This window comes from Paenibacillus phytorum (assembly GCF_013141715.1).
GTDB classification, from domain to species: Bacteria; Bacillota; Bacilli; order Paenibacillales; family NBRC-103111; genus Paenibacillus_E; species Paenibacillus_E phytorum.
The window spans coordinates 86290-103666 of record NZ_WHOA01000148.1 but is presented as its reverse complement, the minus strand read 5'-3'; the positions used below and the strand labels follow the sequence as shown (position 1 = coordinate 103666).

Annotated in this window: 12 protein-coding genes; 9 read left to right on the top strand and 3 right to left on the bottom strand. The window is 48.5% G+C overall.

The window, feature by feature from the left end:
- The first annotated feature begins 168 nt into the window (after positions 1-168).
- The 8 genes from GC098_RS22870 (at position 169) to GC098_RS22835 (ending at position 9735) form a co-directional block, all read left to right on the top strand.
- Positions 169-1170, top strand: coding sequence for an aldose 1-epimerase (locus GC098_RS22870; protein ID WP_171645522.1), 1002 nt, complete (start codon positions 169-171; stop codon positions 1168-1170).
- Positions 1171-1297: 127 nt separating this feature from the next.
- Entirely contained in the window at positions 1298-1471 is a 174-nt protein-coding gene (locus tag GC098_RS22865) for a hypothetical protein (protein ID WP_171645521.1), read from the top strand.
- A 176-nt stretch (positions 1472-1647) separates the two neighbouring features.
- Positions 1648-3261, top strand: coding sequence for a glycoside hydrolase family 10-like protein (locus tag GC098_RS22860; protein ID WP_171645520.1), 1614 nt, complete (start codon positions 1648-1650; stop codon positions 3259-3261).
- A 75-nt stretch (positions 3262-3336) separates the two neighbouring features.
- Positions 3337-4935: a response regulator gene (locus tag GC098_RS22855; RefSeq protein WP_171645519.1), complete on the top strand. Its 1599-nt coding sequence runs from the start codon at positions 3337-3339 to the stop codon at positions 4933-4935.
- 317 nt (positions 4936-5252) lie between these two features.
- Positions 5253-6191 carry an ABC transporter permease gene (locus tag GC098_RS22850; protein ID WP_171645604.1) on the top strand — a complete coding sequence of 313 codons (939 nt, stop codon included), beginning with the start codon at positions 5253-5255 and terminating at the stop codon, positions 6189-6191.
- A gap of 66 nt (positions 6192-6257) precedes the next feature.
- A complete protein-coding gene (locus GC098_RS22845) occupies positions 6258-7178 on the top strand; it encodes a carbohydrate ABC transporter permease (protein ID WP_171645518.1) in 921 nt (306 codons plus the stop codon).
- 112 nt (positions 7179-7290) lie between these two features.
- The gene (locus tag GC098_RS22840) at positions 7291-8823 is read left to right on the top strand and encodes a type 2 periplasmic-binding domain-containing protein (protein WP_171645517.1); all 1533 of its coding nucleotides are present in this window, start codon (positions 7291-7293) and stop codon (positions 8821-8823) included.
- A 75-nt stretch (positions 8824-8898) separates the two neighbouring features.
- On the top strand, positions 8899-9735 hold the full coding sequence (locus GC098_RS22835; protein ID WP_171645516.1) for a Gfo/Idh/MocA family oxidoreductase: 837 nt from the start codon (positions 8899-8901) through the stop codon (positions 9733-9735).
- 281 nt (positions 9736-10016) lie between these two features.
- Here the strand turns inward: GC098_RS22835 and GC098_RS22830 are convergent, their stop codons facing one another.
- The 3 genes from GC098_RS22830 to GC098_RS22820 all read right to left on the bottom strand — a co-directional run bounded on the left by GC098_RS22830 (position 10017) and on the right by GC098_RS22820 (position 16001).
- Positions 10017-13256, bottom strand: a complete 3240-nt coding sequence (locus GC098_RS22830; RefSeq protein ID WP_171645515.1) for a family 10 glycosylhydrolase — start codon at positions 13254-13256, stop codon at positions 10017-10019.
- A gap of 81 nt (positions 13257-13337) precedes the next feature.
- The gene (locus GC098_RS22825) at positions 13338-14396 is read right to left on the bottom strand and encodes a Gfo/Idh/MocA family protein (protein WP_171645514.1); all 1059 of its coding nucleotides are present in this window, start codon (positions 14394-14396) and stop codon (positions 13338-13340) included.
- A 33-nt stretch (positions 14397-14429) separates the two neighbouring features.
- Positions 14430-16001 carry an FAD-dependent oxidoreductase gene (locus GC098_RS22820; RefSeq protein ID WP_312880292.1) on the bottom strand — a complete coding sequence of 524 codons (1572 nt, stop codon included), beginning with the start codon at positions 15999-16001 and terminating at the stop codon, positions 14430-14432.
- A gap of 250 nt (positions 16002-16251) precedes the next feature.
- Between GC098_RS22820 and GC098_RS22815 the strand changes: the two genes are divergently transcribed.
- Positions 16252-17355, top strand: a complete 1104-nt coding sequence (locus GC098_RS22815; RefSeq protein WP_171645512.1) for an SGNH/GDSL hydrolase family protein — start codon at positions 16252-16254, stop codon at positions 17353-17355.
- Positions 17356-17377: the final 22 nt, after the last annotated feature.

The window sequence follows — 17377 nt, the reverse complement described above, 5'->3', positions numbered from 1 at the left end:
CCGTTCATCCTTTTTAAGGGGGACGGTTTTCTCATCTTACCGAAAGTCACATTTATCATTGTTCACGTTATTTTCATCCATTGACTTCTTTGTTTCACATGATTTAGAGTAAATTCATATAAGCCTGTCCAAATTTAAAGGCACAGCTATGTAGGAGGTTAACACAAAATGACGACGAAAGCGTTTGAAGGAACATATCATGGAGACAAAGCCATTTGGTTACAAGCTGGCCGTTACGAAGCAGCTGTTTTACCGGAAATTGGCGCTAATCTAATTGCTTTTAGAGATACTGAAAAAGAATACCGCTTTTTGCGTGAGCCTGCAATGGAAGAGATGGAAGATTTTAAAGCACGTCCAATTGTGCACGGGATTCCGGTATTATTTCCACCTAATCGATATGAGGATGGGAAGTTTCCTTGGAAAGGCAAAGTCTATGAATTTCCGATCAATGAACCGAAAACAGGAAATCACCTACACGGTTTTGTGCACAATATTCCATGGGCTGTTGAGAAATTTAGTGCGGATGAATCTGAGAGTCGTGTTACCTTAGCATTACGCGTAAGAGAAGGGCATTCGGTTTATACGTATTTACCGCATGAGTTCACGATTCGCTTGACTTACACATTGAATGCACACGGTTTGCATCAGCATGTATCCGTACATAATGAAGGCAAAGAGGCTATGCCTTGCTTGTTAGCGTATCATACGACGATTAATGCACCTTTTGCGCCGAACAGTCAGGCTTCTGATTATGGGTTCAAAATGACGATCGGCCACCGCTGGGAAATGAGTGAAAGAATGCTGCCAACTGGGGAGTATCAGCCATTGTCAGCTGACGAAGAGAAGATGAAAGTAGGCGGCTTGTCGCCATTCTTTGAATCTATGGATAATCATTACACAACCTCACCGCAAAATGGTCGTAACTATATGGAGTTGACAGATTCACGCGAAGGTATCAAACTGGTCTATGATGTAGGGACTTCCTACAAACAGTGGATGATCTGGAATAATGGCGCAGCTGAAGGGTTTTTCTGCCCAGAACCGCAACTGAATCTGGTAAATGCACCAAACGTAGATCTCCCGGCTGATCAAATTGGACTTGTTTCCTTGGAGCCAGGCGAAATTTGGGAAGAAACAGGACGTCTTTATACGATTGAATTGAACAAATAATAGGAGAGACTTTGATCTACGACCAAAGATCCCTATACAAACCCCCTTGACGAATGGAGAGAATCCAAGGTGATGATCTGCTGCTGCGAGGGGGTATTTTTATTCGGAAGGAAAGGGCGGGATACTGTTGGAAAATAAAGAAGGCTCAGAAAAGGAACAGCTCCTAGATCAGATCAAAAAATTGACATTAGAAAACGAGAGATTGAAACAAGAAATCGCGAAACTACGTGGAGTTAAGCGTCCGTCTTCGGGCTCCATGGATAGCATGTCCACGAAATTGAAAGAAGCGCTGAGAGAGTAATTATAAAGCTAGTCTGAGATCACTAAAATAAGAAGAAGTCTCGTGGTGAGGGTTTAATTCGCCAGGAGACTTTTTTCCATGTCAAAATACCAAAGAAAGTATCCACTGTCCCCTATCAAGTCCACCATAGATATGATAATTTCTATACCAAACACACCATGAAGGGATAATTAACTATGGCTGAGCAAGAAATCAACTTGTGTTTGGAACAGGCGGAAAAGCTGATTGCAAATGCGCAGCGGACTATTAAGGAGAATTGGGACGCATGTGTGAATGCTCCTTTTGACTTGGCAAGAGAGCATGTGGGAAGGGCGGTTCATCTGTTGGAGGAAGCGCGGGAACTTCAGCTCACAGACTCAGGTGCGTGTATGAGAGTCGCGAAGCAGACGTCAGCGGAGGCATTGGACGGTTATTTTCTAGCTCTGCCGAGCAGAGTGGCGGAAGCCCGTGGAGTCTGGTACCGCCCGACGGAGCAAAGCCGTGAGGAGGTGTGCCGCACCTTGGACCGTGTGCAGGCTGCTGGCTTCAACGAGTTGTATCTAGAGACTTGGTTTTGGGGGTATACGATTTATCCGAGCCGTGTAGCTACTGCCAGACGAGTGGAGGAGCAGCACCCTGCTTTTCGGGGATGGGATCCTCTTGAGGCTTTCGTTAAGGAGGCCGGGGAGCGGGGCATCGCCGTGCACGCTTGGCTGGACGGGTTCATGGTCGGAGTCGACCCAACAGGAGGTCCGGTGCTTCGGACGCTTCCAGAATGGTCCGCGTTTTCGAGACGCCAAACCGGGTCCGAAAAGCCCCTGCCTCAGCAGGAGACCGGTTACTTTTGGCTTGATATTACGAATCCGGAGGTACGGCAATATCTGCTCGACATCATGAAAGAGATGATTATGACATATGGGGTTGCCGGAATCAATCTGGATTTTATGCGGTTTCCGCATTCCGCTGATTGGAAGGAAAGCTACTGCTTCAGTGAGTATGCACGTGAGGCATTTCGTCGTGAGCATGGTAATGATCCCCTTGGAACTGATGCAGAGCGGCAGCAGGAGCTTTGGAAAACGTGGACGGACTGGTTGGAGCAGATTGAGGATGATTTTGTGGCGGACTTATACAAGGAAATAAAAAGCATCAATCCGCAGGTCATCGTGTCAGCTGCACCAGAGCCGGGGGCGGAATCTGAGAAAATCGGGAATTGGTCGCAGCATGTCGATGTCGTTATTCCACAGGCGTATTATTCTAGTCCCTTTGCGGTAAGGGAGTCGGTTCAACTGCACAAAAACGAGCTGCAGCCAGGAAATTTGGTTTACAGCGGCATATACCCAATGTACATCCGATTGGGAGCACTCGAAACAGTTGATCAGGTACTTGCTGCGCGTGATCTTGATAATGGGACGGTGATATTTGCATTCGGCCAAGCGAGTAATGAAGCGATAAGGGTTCTGCGGATGGGTCCGTGGAGAACCAAGGCAATATCCACGGGGATGTTTCCGCTGCGTGCTATACAAGGATTACTTGAAGCGGCAGTAGTAGATGTGGAGCAGGTGTACATTCCGCGCGGGGTAGTCAGTGAAGAGGCAGCGATAGAGATTGTAAACAGAGTGGAATTCGTTCTTGGCTTACTTCAAAAGGATGATTTAGTCACATTGGAAACTGAGGTATTAGCGTTCAAGCAATGGATAAAGGAAAAGTTGGAGGCGGGGATTGTTCATCCAGCCGTCGAGCTCCAGCTGACTAAAACTTTAAAGGAAATTCAAGAGCTTCTGCTATACTCACGAATCAAACAAGTGAAGTAAGACCAAGGCAGGAAAGTAACGTGCCATGAGCGAATGGGTTCAGAATACATCTTATCCATCAAGGAGATTCCATCTATGAATTTATTAATTGTGGAAGATGAAGTCCGCCTCAGAAACGCACTAGCCAACAACATTCCCTGGGACAAGCACGGAATCGAAGTCGTCGGGCAGGCTGGAAACGGAATGGAAGCTCTGCGGCTGATCGATCGCAAAAAGCCAGAGATTATCTTACTGGACCTGCAGATGCCGGAGATGGACGGACTGACTTTAGCAAGACAACTTCGCCAAGATGACCCTTTGTTGAAAATCATTGTTCTCAGCGGACATGACGATTTCGCATACGCTCAAGAGGCACTGGGGCTTGGTGTTATGAAATATTTGTTAAAACCGGCAGGGGACGAGGAGATATTGGAGACGGTGCTCGAAGCGGCAGACCGGTTGAAGAGTGAGCTTGAGCAGCGCCATAACGAAGATGAGCTAAAGCAAAAATGGAAGCTGCATCTTCCACACCTAATCAATGAATTTTTCCAAGGGTGGCTGAACGGAAAGTACGAACCTTGGGAGCTGGAACAAAAAAGCAAGGATCTTCAACTGGATTTACAAAAAGATGCCGAATATGCTGTTGCCGTAGTCGATATGGACCCGCTGTCGGAGGATGAAACCCGATTCAGCAAGAAAGATATTTCGCTGCTCCAATTTTCGCTGAGCAGTATCGTGAAGGAAACATTGCTGGCAACTCCTTGTTGGGTGTCTACCGATTATGCGGGCTGCACAGTCGTCGTGTTCCAGCTTGATGGAAATGAAGAGCCTGGAGTAGCCCTCCAGAAAATCAATGCAGTGACCGAAAAGCTGCTTTTAACTGTACGAAGCTGCCTTAGGCTAAGTGCAAGTGCGGGGATTAGCGGGATAACAGGCGGCCAAGAGGATATGAACAAACTGTACGTACAGGCGGTTCGCGCCTTACAGAATCGGATTGTACTGGGCTATGATTTGGCGATCCCGTACCGTGAAGAGCAGGGGAGAGAACCGGAACTGTCATTTCAACCAAACCTGGAGAAAGCGCTGGAAATCGCACTCGAAACAGGGGAAGGCGACAAAGCGATCGAAACGTTATCTGCCCTCTGGGACGGCGGCATGGCCAAAGCGGAAACGGTTGAAGACATGCATGAGCACATCCTTTATTTCACAAGCCTCTTTATTTGTATGATCCAGAAACAGGGCTGGCCAGTGCGGGAAGTCGCCGGTGAGGATTACGTTTATTTTCAAAATCACTTGGAACTAGCCGCGAAGGAACAAATTCTATTTTGGCTGCAGCGAATGATTAGAGCGTATTTAACCTATGCCAGCCAGAGACGGAAATCGACGAGTCATGGCATGATTAAGACTATATTAAGTCTAGTCGAAAATGAAATCGATCAGGAAATGACGCTGCATGCTGTCGCCGACCGGCTGTATGTTAACTCATCCTACCTTAGCCGTCTCTTCAAACAAGAAACAGGAAAAGCCTTTTCCACCTATGTACTGGAACGTAAAATGGAGCGAGCCAAGGCAATCCTGCAAGAGGGAGCACGGGTATACGACGCCGCAGCTGGTGTCGGGTATAGGGATGTGAGCTATTTTACAAGAGTATTCCGTAAATATTGGGGCGTGACGCCCGGGGAAGTTCGTCATTGAATTCCTTGAAAGCCGTTTGGCAGCCTTCTCAGTTCATCTGGGAAGGTTTTTTACCACATAAGAAAGTATAAGTTTTCGGTTCCCGAAAACCGCTTTCTTATTGGCGATAAAACCTACCTCTAAACGCGGTCGCTCATCTTTGAATGGCCTCGATAGAGGTTTTCTCATATGTCAGACGCGAGAAGTTATGAAAGTACCAAAACAAGTAATATTCCTCTAATTCGCAAAAAAACGGTGGGTGATAAACTAAATCTAAGAAAGACAGGTAAGAAGGAGGAGACACCTTGCGAGAAACGACCACTACAACGGAAACTGTCATATTAACAAAAAAAAATAGTAAAAAGAGCTATAGACGACAATTGTGGATCGATATCAGGAAAGATTGGGATTTGTATCTCGCACTCATTCCCGGTATCGCATTTCTGCTGCTGTTTAAGTACACGCCGATGTACGGGATTATCATTGCTTTCAAGGATTTCAATATTTTCGATGGTATGGCCGCAAGTCCATGGGTCGGGTGGAAGCATTTCGATAAATTGATTTCATCCGCCAGTTTTTTGCAGGTGTTCCAGAACACCTTGATCATTTCTATTTACAAAATCGTATTTCTCTTTCCGCTCCCGATTGTGGTCGCCATTTTGCTTAATGAATTGAAGAACATGGCGTTCAAAAAAAGCGTACAAACCGTGGTTTATCTGCCTCACTTCCTGTCTTGGGTTATCGTCAGTGGCTTGTTCATCGATCTGCTTTCCACGAACGGCGGTATCGTCAACAAAATAATCGTCGCCATGGGCGGCGAACCGATCCGCTTTTTCCTGGACAGCCACATTTTCCGCTCGGTTCTCATCAGCACGGCAGGCTGGAAGGAGACCGGCTGGAACACGATCATATACTTGGCGGCTTTGGCCAGTATCGATCCCGGCTTGTACGAAGCGGCCAAAATAGATGGCGCTAATAAATGGAAGCAAATCATACATATTACGCTGCCCGGTCTGGTTCCGATTATCCTGCTCATGTTCATCCTTCGGCTCGGCTATGTGCTCGAGGCGGGAACTGAACAAATTCTCGTTATGTACAACCCAAGCGTATACAACGTCGCAGATGTTATTGGCACCTTTGTTTATCGCATAGGTCTCGGTGAACAGGATTACAGCTTCTCAACCGCCGTAGGAGTATTCGAATCCGTGGTTGCGTTTATTTTGATCTTAACGGGAAACGGCTTGGCCCGTAAGTTTTTCGGACGAGGTATCTGGTAAACGGCGAATAAAGCTTATGCTTACGATGTTAGTTTTGCTAAAGCAAAACTTTTAGGAGGATCAGCTATGTATACAAAAGGCACCTTACAATCACCTGCCGTTAGAAGGTCTGGAGCCATCCGAACATCCCGTGGCGAGAAAATCTTCACAGTAGTCAATCATATTTTCTTTATCCTGATGGGACTTTCCACCATCTTTCCGTTCATCAATCTCATCGCCAAATCGCTTAGCAGCGAGGCGGCGGTCGTTTCAGGGATGGTTACCTTGTACCCGATCGATTTTCAAATAGGGACTTACAAGTATGTGGCGAGCAATTCCTTATTCCTGAATGCGTTTATGGTTTCCATTACGGTGACGCTGGTTGGTTCGCTGCTCGCGTTATTCATGACGACGTTAGCCGCTTATCCACTTTCTAAGCCGAGGCTGCGGGGACGCAAGTTTTTTATCATCATGTACCTGTTTACTATGCTGTTCAGCGGTGGATTGATCCCGACTTACCTGCTAATGCACAAGCTTAATCTTATCGATAAACTTCCGGTTCTCTTCCTACCATTAATGATTAACGTGTACAACATGCTCATTGTCAAAAGCTATTTCGAAAGCCTGCCCGACAGTCTCGAAGAATCGGCGAAAATGGATGGGGCCAGCAATATGACGATCTTTGTGCGTATCATCTTGCCTCTGTCGATGCCAGTGCTGGCAACCATCGCATTGTTCTACGCGGTTACGTTCTGGAACGACTACTTTACGTCGCTTATCTATATCAACTCGGTAGAAATGAAACCGCTGCAGCTTTATTTAAAGGAATTATTCGTCTCTTCGACGGATGCCTTCATGCGGACCAATGTTGACGCATCGCTGAATGTTTCACCGCAGTCGATCCAAGCGGCTTCCATCATTCTGGCGACGCTGCCGATCATACTCGTGTATCCGTTCCTGCAAAAATATTTCGTTAAGGGTGTTCTAGTAGGTTCCGTTAAAGGCTGAATCTCACAAACAAAACTTGAAGGGTGGTGGTGGGCAGGCTCAAAGATGGTTCCATGAAATTTGGTTTTACGCACTTCTCCATACTCAAAGAATGAAAAAGGGAGGCTCTTTCATGGTAAAAAAATTTTTAGCTCTGATGTCCATCACGACTTTGGCAGCGTCTATCACCGCTTGTGGCGGAAACGGCCAAACGGCAGGGACTACCACTGCACCGTCTGCATCAACAGCTCCAATCGCAACTGTAGATACCAATAAGCCGAAGCCAGAATTCAAGGCGCTGTTGCAATATGCGCGTTTTGATCCAAATGCTGAAGTCGTGGCGAAGTTCCTGAACGAAAAAACCGGCTACAAAGTTACCTACGACATGCTGCCGGTCGAGAACCCAGACGACAAGCTTAACCTGCTCATGGCTAACAAGGAAAAATATGGATTCATGCTGCTCAGTGGCCCGCAGTATTCCAGACTCTCAACATCTGGCGCCCTGGAGCCGATCGATGAGTTGGTAAACAAATATGGCACGAACATGAAGAACGTTATTTCCCAAAACTCCTGGAACGGGGCCAAGCTGAACGGTAAAATTTACGGTATTCCACAGACCGGTTCGGGTACGATCGTCAACTCAGCGCTTATCGTGCGCCAGGATTGGATGGATGAACTCGGACTTAAGGCCCCGACAACACGCGACGAGCTGTACAACGTTATGAAGACGATCAAAGAGAAGAAGAATGTCATGGCGTTGTCCGGCGGTAAAACCCCGCTCGTTCCTGAAATCATGCCGACGTTCGGCCTCACGCTGGTTCAGTCGTCCGCAACTACCGGTTGGCAGGATGTTAACGGCAAACTGGTCAATGTGGTAGAAAACCCGAACATGAAAAAATACTTAGAGTTCATGAAGAAGCTTTATTCAGAGAAATTGATTGATCAGGAATGGTCTCTCAATCAGGCGAACAAAGTCATCGAGAACTTCACGAGCGGCAAAGCGGCTATGATCTCGAACGGCTACTTCAACGCGCCTACCGTACAAAATGCACTTCTGAAAAACACACCAAACGCCAAAATCGCAAGCCTACCTTACCTGAAAGGCGATGATGGCAAAGTACAAGTTATGGGTTCAGCAGGTATCAGCTATTACGTGGGTATACCGAAATGGGCTGAAAACAAGGAAGAGATTATCAAATACCTGGATTTGAAGCTCGACAAAGACATTCACAAGGAAGCGACGATCGGTAAAGAAGGCGTTCACCATAAGGTGGAAAACGGCAACTACTTCCCGATTCTGCCGATTTTCAACGACCAGTATAACAACGCTTCTTCGTTTCTCACAGGAGTGGATGAGAAAAACTACCCGATCTACTGGCAGGCGCGTGTTCGTAAAGATCCTATCCTGACCGATGCGTTTAACAAAAATCAGGAAGCTGCCAAAGGCAACATCGTCGTAGACCCGCTTTCTTTTGCACCTCCGCTTGAAGCAATCGGTAAGTACAACTTAAAACTGCAAAAGTTGATGGAAGATACCTTCTTGAAATACATCACAGGTGCAGAGCAGCTCGAAAATTATGATAAATTCGTGACTCAGTGGAAAGCAGATGGCGGAGACGAAATGACGAAAGCTGTCAACGAATGGTACGCAGCGAACAAGAAGTAAGCTTGTTTTAAGGTGCAATTATCCCCTGCGGTTCACGCCGTGGGGGTTTTATTTCTCTGAGGGAGTGAGATGTGGATGAAAAAGATCGGGTTTATTGACTATTTTCTGGACGAGTGGCATGCGGAGAAATATCCGGGTTGGATTGAAAGGGCATCGAGTGGCAGCATGAAGGTCGCATACGCTTATGGCAAGTCGAATATGGAAGGAAAGCTTAGTAATACGGATTGGAGCGAGAAGAAGGGAATCCAGCTTCTTGACTCGATCGAGGCGGTTGTGGAACAGAGTGACTACTTGGTTGTTCTATCGCCAGATCATCCCGAGTACCATGAGGAATTGTCGCTGATTCCACTTCGTTCCGGCAAGCCTACCTATATCGATAAAACGTTCGCGCCTAACCGGGCAGCGGCCTTGCGGATGTTCGAACTCGCAGACAAGCATGGGACCCCCATGTACTCGACTTCGGCTTTAAGGTTCGCTTCAGAATATATAGGACTAGAAAAGCAAGGGATAGAGTCCATTTGCAGCCTAGGACCGGGACAATTTGAAAACTATTCGATCCACCAGGTGGAGCCGATCGTCTCGCTGATGGGGACGGATGTCAAACGAGTGATGTGGACGGGAACGGCAAACACGCCAGCGCTGCTGATCGGGTATGCGGACGGCCGCCAAGCAACAATAAACCTATATGGGTGGGAATGTCCGTTCAGCATGGCGCTCAGTTATGAAGCGGGGTCATCGAAGTTTCTAAAGATCGAGTCGGATTTCTTTGGGTCGTTTATTGAGAATCTTTTCGGTTTTTTCGAGACGGGTAAGCCGCCTGTTCCGCAGTCAGAAACGATTGCAATTGCAACGGTTTTGGAATTTGGAATGAAGGCCGCAAAGACGCCTTATCAGTGGTTGGAGCTGCCGTAAGCTGAGATACAGGAAAATCAAACCGAAAGTTACGACTATACGTCTCCCAATGAAGGTTCCAACTATCGACTTGGTAAAGGAAGAGGAACGACGATACGCTAAATTGCTGCAAAAGGCCGATATCTTGGTAAAGCGGAACGATTTTCCTCTATTTCACGAAATACAGCTAAATGACCAATCAGCTTATTTGCTCAAGTTGCCTCAAAAAAAGCATCCGGACCTTCTCTCTGAGAAGGAACCGGATGTTTTTTTGATCATGTGATGCTATCCGTTGTCAAACCTTAACCCATATCTCCAACTTCATTCTCTCTATTATCGTTCGCTGCATCGTCGTACACGCCATCATCATTCTCTTTATCTTCGATCTTCTCTATGTGAGTATTGAATACCTTGATCTTAATCTCCGATTGCTTGCCACGATAAGAGACAGTAATGGTTGCGGATCCAGGCTTCACAGCTGTGATAGTGCCGTCTGCAGCAATGGATGCAACTTTATCGAGCGAAGAGATGAATGTCGCGCCTTGGGTGATGTACGCCATTGTACCATCTGAGTAAGTAGCTTTGAGCGGTGCATTGAAGGTCTCACCTTTCACAAGACTATGTTTATTCTCATCAAAGGAAAGACTTGCCAACTCGACGACAGTAACGACTGATTTGGCTGTTTTTCCTTCATATACTGCGGAGATTTCCGCAGTTCCGGCCTTCAGCGCGGTAACCGTTCCGACTGCGGCAACGGCTGCTACCTCAGGATTGCTGGAGCTGAACACAGCACCACTTATTACGGCTCTCGTTTCGTCCGAGTAGACAGCGGTCGCAACAGTTGCATGCTTGTCGCCTGCCACTAGTCGGTAGGCGGCAGAATCAAGCTCAATGCCTGTGATGACGGGAGCCGTACGCGTTATGGTTACGGTTTTTTCATTCGTTTTGCGGCCGTCTACGTAAACGGAGATTTTTACGGGATTGGCGCCTACTTCCAGCGATACATTTCCGCTGAAGTCTCCGTTGCTAGCCAGCGCAGCCGGAACGCCGTTCAAACGAACATCAGCCGTACCCGGCCCCAGCACTTCGATATTGCCCTTGATCTCGAGATTCTTCAGCGGTGTGCTGGTGTTTGCATAGGCAAGGTGACCGCGCAGCACGGCCGATCTGACAGCATCGCCGACCTTGTACGTTTTGGCGACCAGCTGCCGTCTCGTCCGAACGCCTGAAGCATCTAAAGCAGAAATGACGAAGCCGCCTTGCGGAATGACGCTGTTATTAGGTGACATGTTCGTCCAGTTCCAGCTAAGCGCCTGTTGTTGGTTAACGACTTTAGTGACTTTACCGGTGCTGTCCACGATCGCTTCGACACCGAACGTGCTTGTAGCCGTAGTTTGACCGAAAGTATCCGTATAGACGTTAAGATTATTCTCATTCCGGCTCACATTGTACAAATCGCCTTCAAGGAACGATTCCTGATTGCCAGGAACACTTGAGCCTACTTGATAATCCTTGACGTACTCCACGTTCTGGAGCGACGCTTTCACAACCGACCAATTAACCTGCGAATAGTCGAAGAGCATCAGACCATTCGATTGCGACAAGCCAGCCTGGAACACCGACCGCTGCAGCGGGGGATCCTGGATGTTCGCCAGCGCGATACTCGCGTACATTGGAACTTCACCGTTCGTTACAATGTTGCCCAGCGTGATGTGATGCTCGATTTCTTTTTGTGTTGTTTGATACGTGCCGATCATAAGAAAATCGATGTTGCCCGTATAACCGGTTTGTGCGTAAGACTCAGTGTAAAGGCTGTCGTCCGGGAATTGCAAACGGCTGTCGTATTTGAAATTCGGGCTGCCCCAGTGGACACCGTTCAGGTAGTAAGACTCAAACCAGGAGCCAACATAGGCGGAAGAGTAGATCTTATGGCCTTTCAGCGCCGTGTAGCGATTGGTAAGCGAACGGACTTCATCCGTAAACGTCTTGATCGTCTGCGAGCGGAACTCCCACCAATCATTGATGAGCGGTCCGAATTGCCGGACATTGTTCACGTAAGTGAAAACGTCGGCCGGCCAATTTGTAAGCTGTTTACCGCGAACGGCGAGAAATGCCTCGAACTTCGAGCGGGTTAATGGGCTGAAGTCGGCAGTTTCATTGTCATAGCGGGTTCGGTCGAGCACGACGCCGTCAACATCGTAGTTTTTGATGACTTCTTCCATGTTTTTCAACTCGAAGGCTCTAACGTCATCATTAGCCGGGTTAACGAAAGCAACGAGGGATTTGCCCGTTTTGTAATAGTTGCTCTCACGCAGCCGTAGAATCTGGCCGCCATCCTCGGGACGGTACACATGTTCTTCCCAGTCGAGGTGCTGATTCAGCAGCCCATACTCGTTATGCGCAGGTGAGCCTTCAGCAAAGACATTGAACGCTGCATGGATTTTGATGCCGAGCTGATGCCCGTACCTGATGAACTCTTCCAACATGTCTAGGTTCGGATTCGCTCCCGCACGGGTCGGCGCATTCATTTGGGAGATATGCGGACGACCGGTCAGGTCGTTCTTCTTGTAGTTGGCGAAGCCTTCTACACCTTTAACATCTAATGCTATGGCCGTGACCCCGGCGTCTTTTGCCTTGGTCAGCATATCGTGAACATTTTCAGGCGTTTGCAGCTTGAAAATATTCGTTCCTTGGTCGACCCAGAGGACGACTTCCTTAGCGGTACCGTTTTGTTTTTTATAAAACACGACAAGCGTCTTGCGGTCATTTTCCGTCCCGTTCTTGATGGCGATGACGTCAAGATAATTGACACCCTCCGTGAGACCAACCTCGATCTGAAAGGTGCCGTTCGCTTGCAAAGCAACCGAGGATTGGTTCACGCGAATCGAATAGGGGATACCTTGCTCTAGGTTTTCCAGCTTGCCGGAGACCACTGTTTTCGGCTCGGTTACCGTAAACCATTCGTCGTTGTTCAGCTTAAGCCGAGCTTTGAGGCCTTGTCCTGTCATTAAGTCAGAGACAGGGATGACTTCACCGTTTTTGCGCAGCTTGATTTTGTCACCGACCTTGAAATTTTTCGCGAGATATTGCTTGTAGGTTTTGTTCGCCCAACTGTCGTCATTCGATACTAGGATGTAACCGCCTTGAGGGATGACTAGGTCAGTAGGTCCTGTCCAGACTGGCACTCCGCCGTTCACGGAAGGGTTTACTACCCGAGTGACCTGGTTAGCTCCATCGACGACAACGCCGACGGAAGTTTTTCCAACCGTAATTTGAGGTGCATACTCCGTTGTGAATAAAGCTACATAATCGGTGATGCCGCTAACATCCTTATCAACAGCATTAATTTGCTTGCGAGGACCTTCAATATTAATGGTAATGTCGACCGGAGCGGCTTCTACTTCAATGTAATCGGCGGCGGTCGGAGCAGCGGTTGTGGTAGCGGAGCCAAAGACGGCCTCCGCAGCAACCGCGGTCGTGGACCAAAGGGAAACGATCATTGTGAGCAATAGGGTCATAGACAACCATTTCGACTTATTCAACGGGTTTCACTATCCTTCCATTTCATTTGATAGGGCTAGTTGTGAACCGATGCTATTTGAGTTTTGTCGTAAGCTGCTTATTTAGAAGTGTATTTCTTCGCCTTTTTCGCTAGATTCATAGATACCGCAAAGGATTTTCATCATTTCAACACCGTCTTGAACAGGAGAGATGGTTTCTTTTTTTCCTTGGCATACTTCAATGAAATAATTGATTTCATCCTGAAACCCAGCAACAAAATCAAAAGACAGGTTATTGATTTGCGGAGTGATGTTCAAGATGGTATCATGCTTCTCCGTAATGATGGATAGCTGAGGCTCCAGTTCGGCACCGCCTTTGTCGCCATACAGCTTCACGGTAAGCTCGTCTTCCTTCGCATGAAGCGTGAAGCTTACGTCTACAAGGATGGAGGCGCCATTCTCGAAACGAATCAGCGCATTCGCCATATCCTCTACGGTATTGCGGGAAGAGTCATAGTCAGCTGCCTTGTAAAAGGCAAGGTTTTTCACGTTGGCGCGATTGCCAAGTCTTTTGTAGGTATTGCCGGAGACTGACTTCACCTTCGGTCGGCCCATCAGGTACCAGCAAAGGTCGATAACGTGGACACCTACATCAATCAGCGGACCGCCGCCTGAACGCTCAACATCTGAAAACCAGCCGCCCGGATTACCGAGACGACGAATGCACGAAGCTTTAGCGTAGTAAATTTCACCGAGTTCATCGTTTTCTAGAAACGATTTGATGATACGTGTATTAGAAGCATATCTGCGGACGAAGCCGACCTGAAGCGTTTTGCCAGAGCGGTGGACTGCTTCCTCCACGGCCAGCGCTTCGCCCACCGTCTTGCAGAGCGGTTTTTCGGTAAGCACGTTTTTGCCGGCATCCAATGCAGCCATGGAGATCGGCGCATGGCTATTGTTCCACGTACAGATGCTGACGGCATCGACTTCTGGATCGGCAAGTAATTCCTTGTAGTCCGTGTAAATACGTGTTATGCCGTATTTCTCGGCTTTCGCTTTAGCGCGTTCTTCATTCAGGTCGCAAATAGCATAAAGCTCAGCGTCTGGATTATTTTGGTATGATTTTAAATGCATTTCGGAAATGGATCCGGCTCCGATGACCGCTATACGTACTTTGCTCATTTGAAAATCTCCTCGTCTCTAGAATGGTTATTGTTAGACCGAATGAATGGTTGGCCAAGCCAGCTCAATCCCATAGCTTACAAGCATATTCTGGAAGTCTCGAAGCTCAGACTCCATGCTACGCACCTCGCGGGGCAGGAGTTCACGGTCGATACAGCGGCTTGCCAGAAAACCAGCAGCTTCACCGATGTTCCATTCAACCGGATGGAGCCTGTAGCAGCCATTTGTGATATGGGTGACGCCAAGATTTTTGCAAGCGGGAAGCAGATTATTTATGCGGACAGGAATCAGGCTGCCCAGTGGAATCTGAAACGGCAGGGAGGAGACATCGATATAATGGCGATTTCCCGTGCTCGGATGCAGGTCAATTCGGTAACAGCCGATGCCGACAGAATCGGCGAATTGCTCTGCTTTCCCATCGGGTCGGCATGCTGTGCTAACATGCTGCTCCAGTACGGTAAACTGGGCTTTGATCCTGCGTGACTCCCGCATGTACGGAGACATGGCCAGTCCGTCCTCGGTGCCGACGATATCTTTGCGCAGACGAAGTCCAGGGTAGCCGAAACCCCCGTCCGGCCGAGGCGCTTCCGTTTGCAGCCAGTAAAGCAATGAGAGGCTAAGCTGCTTCGCATCCCACAGATTCCGTTCTCTATCCTCATTGCTCACGTCGATGACCGAACCAAGCCAGTAGTCATTCTGCGGCCAGTTGACCAGTGTAATGCTACCGGGATAAAAGCCTTGCTCGAAGTTTCTGCTGTCGATGATGCGCCGATAGTAGAACAGAGAGTACTTTTCCGTCCCTTCAAAAAGTTCATAAGTGACATGCTCTAGCGTATGAGGGCGTACGCCGGACCAGCTTAGCAGCCGATCTGGCCAAAAATCGGCTTTATACTGCCGCCAGAAATCATAGCGCTCTGGACGTTCGATGGTGTGGTCTTCGCCTTCGATGTAGTCCATAGCAAAGCAGTATGTAAATCCCTGCATGTCCTGCGGAAGAGCTTCACCTTCTACGGCATGTGGTTCCCCGGTTTGGCTCTTGGACTCCGCCCCAGTCACATATTCCGCCCCTGCAAGCGGCAGAACATCTCCACATTCCGTTGCGTCAAGGAAGTAGGCGGCGGATAGCTCCACGAGTTCCCCGGTCAGCAAATTCCGTACCGTTACCGTTCGTACGTCATCTCCGTCCACGGAAGCCGATTCGGCGCGATGACGGGTAAGAATTTGCAGCCTCCCGCTGTGAATATAAGGAGCCAGCATTTCCTGCAGAACTGCCAATGCTGCGCGTGACTCATGGCACAATCGCGAAACGCCACCGTTCCCGGGATTAAGATGAATGCGGGACCGTGCCTCTTCGGTAAGGGGAAAATGGCGTCGGTAATAATCACGCACCCCATCCCGGAACTGCCGGTACGTGCGGGTGCAGCCGAATTGTTCAATCCATGGGTGTTCATCTGGCGGAACAGCCTGGCTCGTTAATTGCCCTCCAATCCAATCGGTTTCCTCGGTCATGATCACCGTCTTGCCCGATTTGGCGGCGGCAAGCGCGGCTGCGCAGCCGCCGGTTCCTCCGCCAATCACGACGATATCGGCATGAAATTCTTGAATGTTGTGGTTGCTGTTCTTGTGTGGCAACGGAAATATTCCCTCCTTTTTCCTCCTCACCTGCAGGATTTCACAGGTTATCCTCATTGTAATACAGCGGGAACGAGGCCACAGCGGAGGACCATGACTTCTTTTGGTACTTTAATAACCATTGGCTATGAAAAAAAGGGATTGCTGGATCGGAGTCGAAAATGGATAACAAAGCCCTACAATGTGTGTGGATTTTAAGGAGTAAGTAGAGGAGGAATGTATGATGTCAAATCAACAACAACCTGTTAACGCTGTGCAGTTGGACGCAAACATGCGAATTCAGCAATCCGGCGACAATCATGTTAATTGGTATTCACCGCTAGAGAAGCCATTTCATATTGCCGGTTTCGGCTGGCTGCACGAAGAAAGACGTTACCGCCGGCTGCCGGCAAAACCAGATTGGAAAATTCCGGAAGCGGTAGCCCAATTGGCGAATTGCACCGCTGGCGGTCAAATCCGCTTCGAGACGGATGCCACTTCTTTGAGCGTTAAAGTAAAACTGACAGGGACTGCCAATATGTATCATATGACGGCTACAGGGCAGTGCGGGTTTGACTGCTACATTGGAGGTCCGGGAGAGCAGCTATATTACGGCACAACCGTCTATGATCACTCGCTGGCCGAATACGAAGCTATTATTTTTAAGGATATGGAGCGGGAGAGCCGGATTATTACGCTGAATTTCCCACTCTACCAAGGCGTAGAGGAAGTTTGGATCGGCTTGGAACGGGAAGCGCAGATCGCTCCGCCACCGGCTTACGAAAATAGCGGGAAGATCATCGTCTACGGCACTTCAATCACACAAGGCGGCTGCGCAGCCCGTCCGGGTATGGCTTATACGAATATCATGTCACGCCGCATCAATAGGGAGTTTCTCAACCTGGGCTTTTCCGGCAACGGTAAAGGAGAACCAGAACTCGCTCATATCCTTTCGGACATCCCGAACCCTGCATGCCTGATACTGGATTATGAGGCGAACTGTGTTTCTACTGAACTGCTTCAGACAACACTGCCCGAGTTCATATCGATCTATCGAGATAAACACCCGTTGACTCCAATCCTAGTAATCTCGCGCATCACCTATGCTAAGGAAAAATTTCATGATCAAATGGCGAAAGATCGGGCGGAACGCAAACAAGTCCAGCTCCGAACCGTAGAGCAGCAGCGTGAGCTGGGCGATGCCAACATTTATTTTTACGACGGATCTAACCTGCTGGGTGAGGACGCGCACGAATGTACCGTTGACGGAGTCCATCCGACCGACCTTGGCTTTTTGCGAATGGCTGATGGGCTGACGCCGGTTTTACAGAAGATTTTGGCCGATTGAATGCCGGTTTCATTATGCCTGA

Coding starts and splice junctions, on each gene's coding strand:
- GC098_RS22870 (WP_171645522.1), top strand. CDS start 169: ATGACGACGAAAGCGTTTGAAGGAACATATCATGGAGACAAAGCCATT.
- GC098_RS22860 (WP_171645520.1), top strand. CDS start 1,648: ATGGCTGAGCAAGAAATCAACTTGTGTTTGGAACAGGCGGAAAAGCTG.
- GC098_RS22855 (WP_171645519.1), top strand. CDS start 3,337: ATGAATTTATTAATTGTGGAAGATGAAGTCCGCCTCAGAAACGCACTA.
- GC098_RS22845 (WP_171645518.1), top strand. CDS start 6,258: ATGTATACAAAAGGCACCTTACAATCACCTGCCGTTAGAAGGTCTGGA.
- GC098_RS22840 (WP_171645517.1), top strand. CDS start 7,291: ATGGTAAAAAAATTTTTAGCTCTGATGTCCATCACGACTTTGGCAGCG.
- GC098_RS22835 (WP_171645516.1), top strand. CDS start 8,899: ATGAAAAAGATCGGGTTTATTGACTATTTTCTGGACGAGTGGCATGCG.
- GC098_RS22825 (WP_171645514.1), bottom strand. CDS start 14,396: ATGAGCAAAGTACGTATAGCGGTCATCGGAGCCGGATCCATTTCCGAA.
- GC098_RS22815 (WP_171645512.1), top strand. CDS start 16,252: ATGTCAAATCAACAACAACCTGTTAACGCTGTGCAGTTGGACGCAAAC.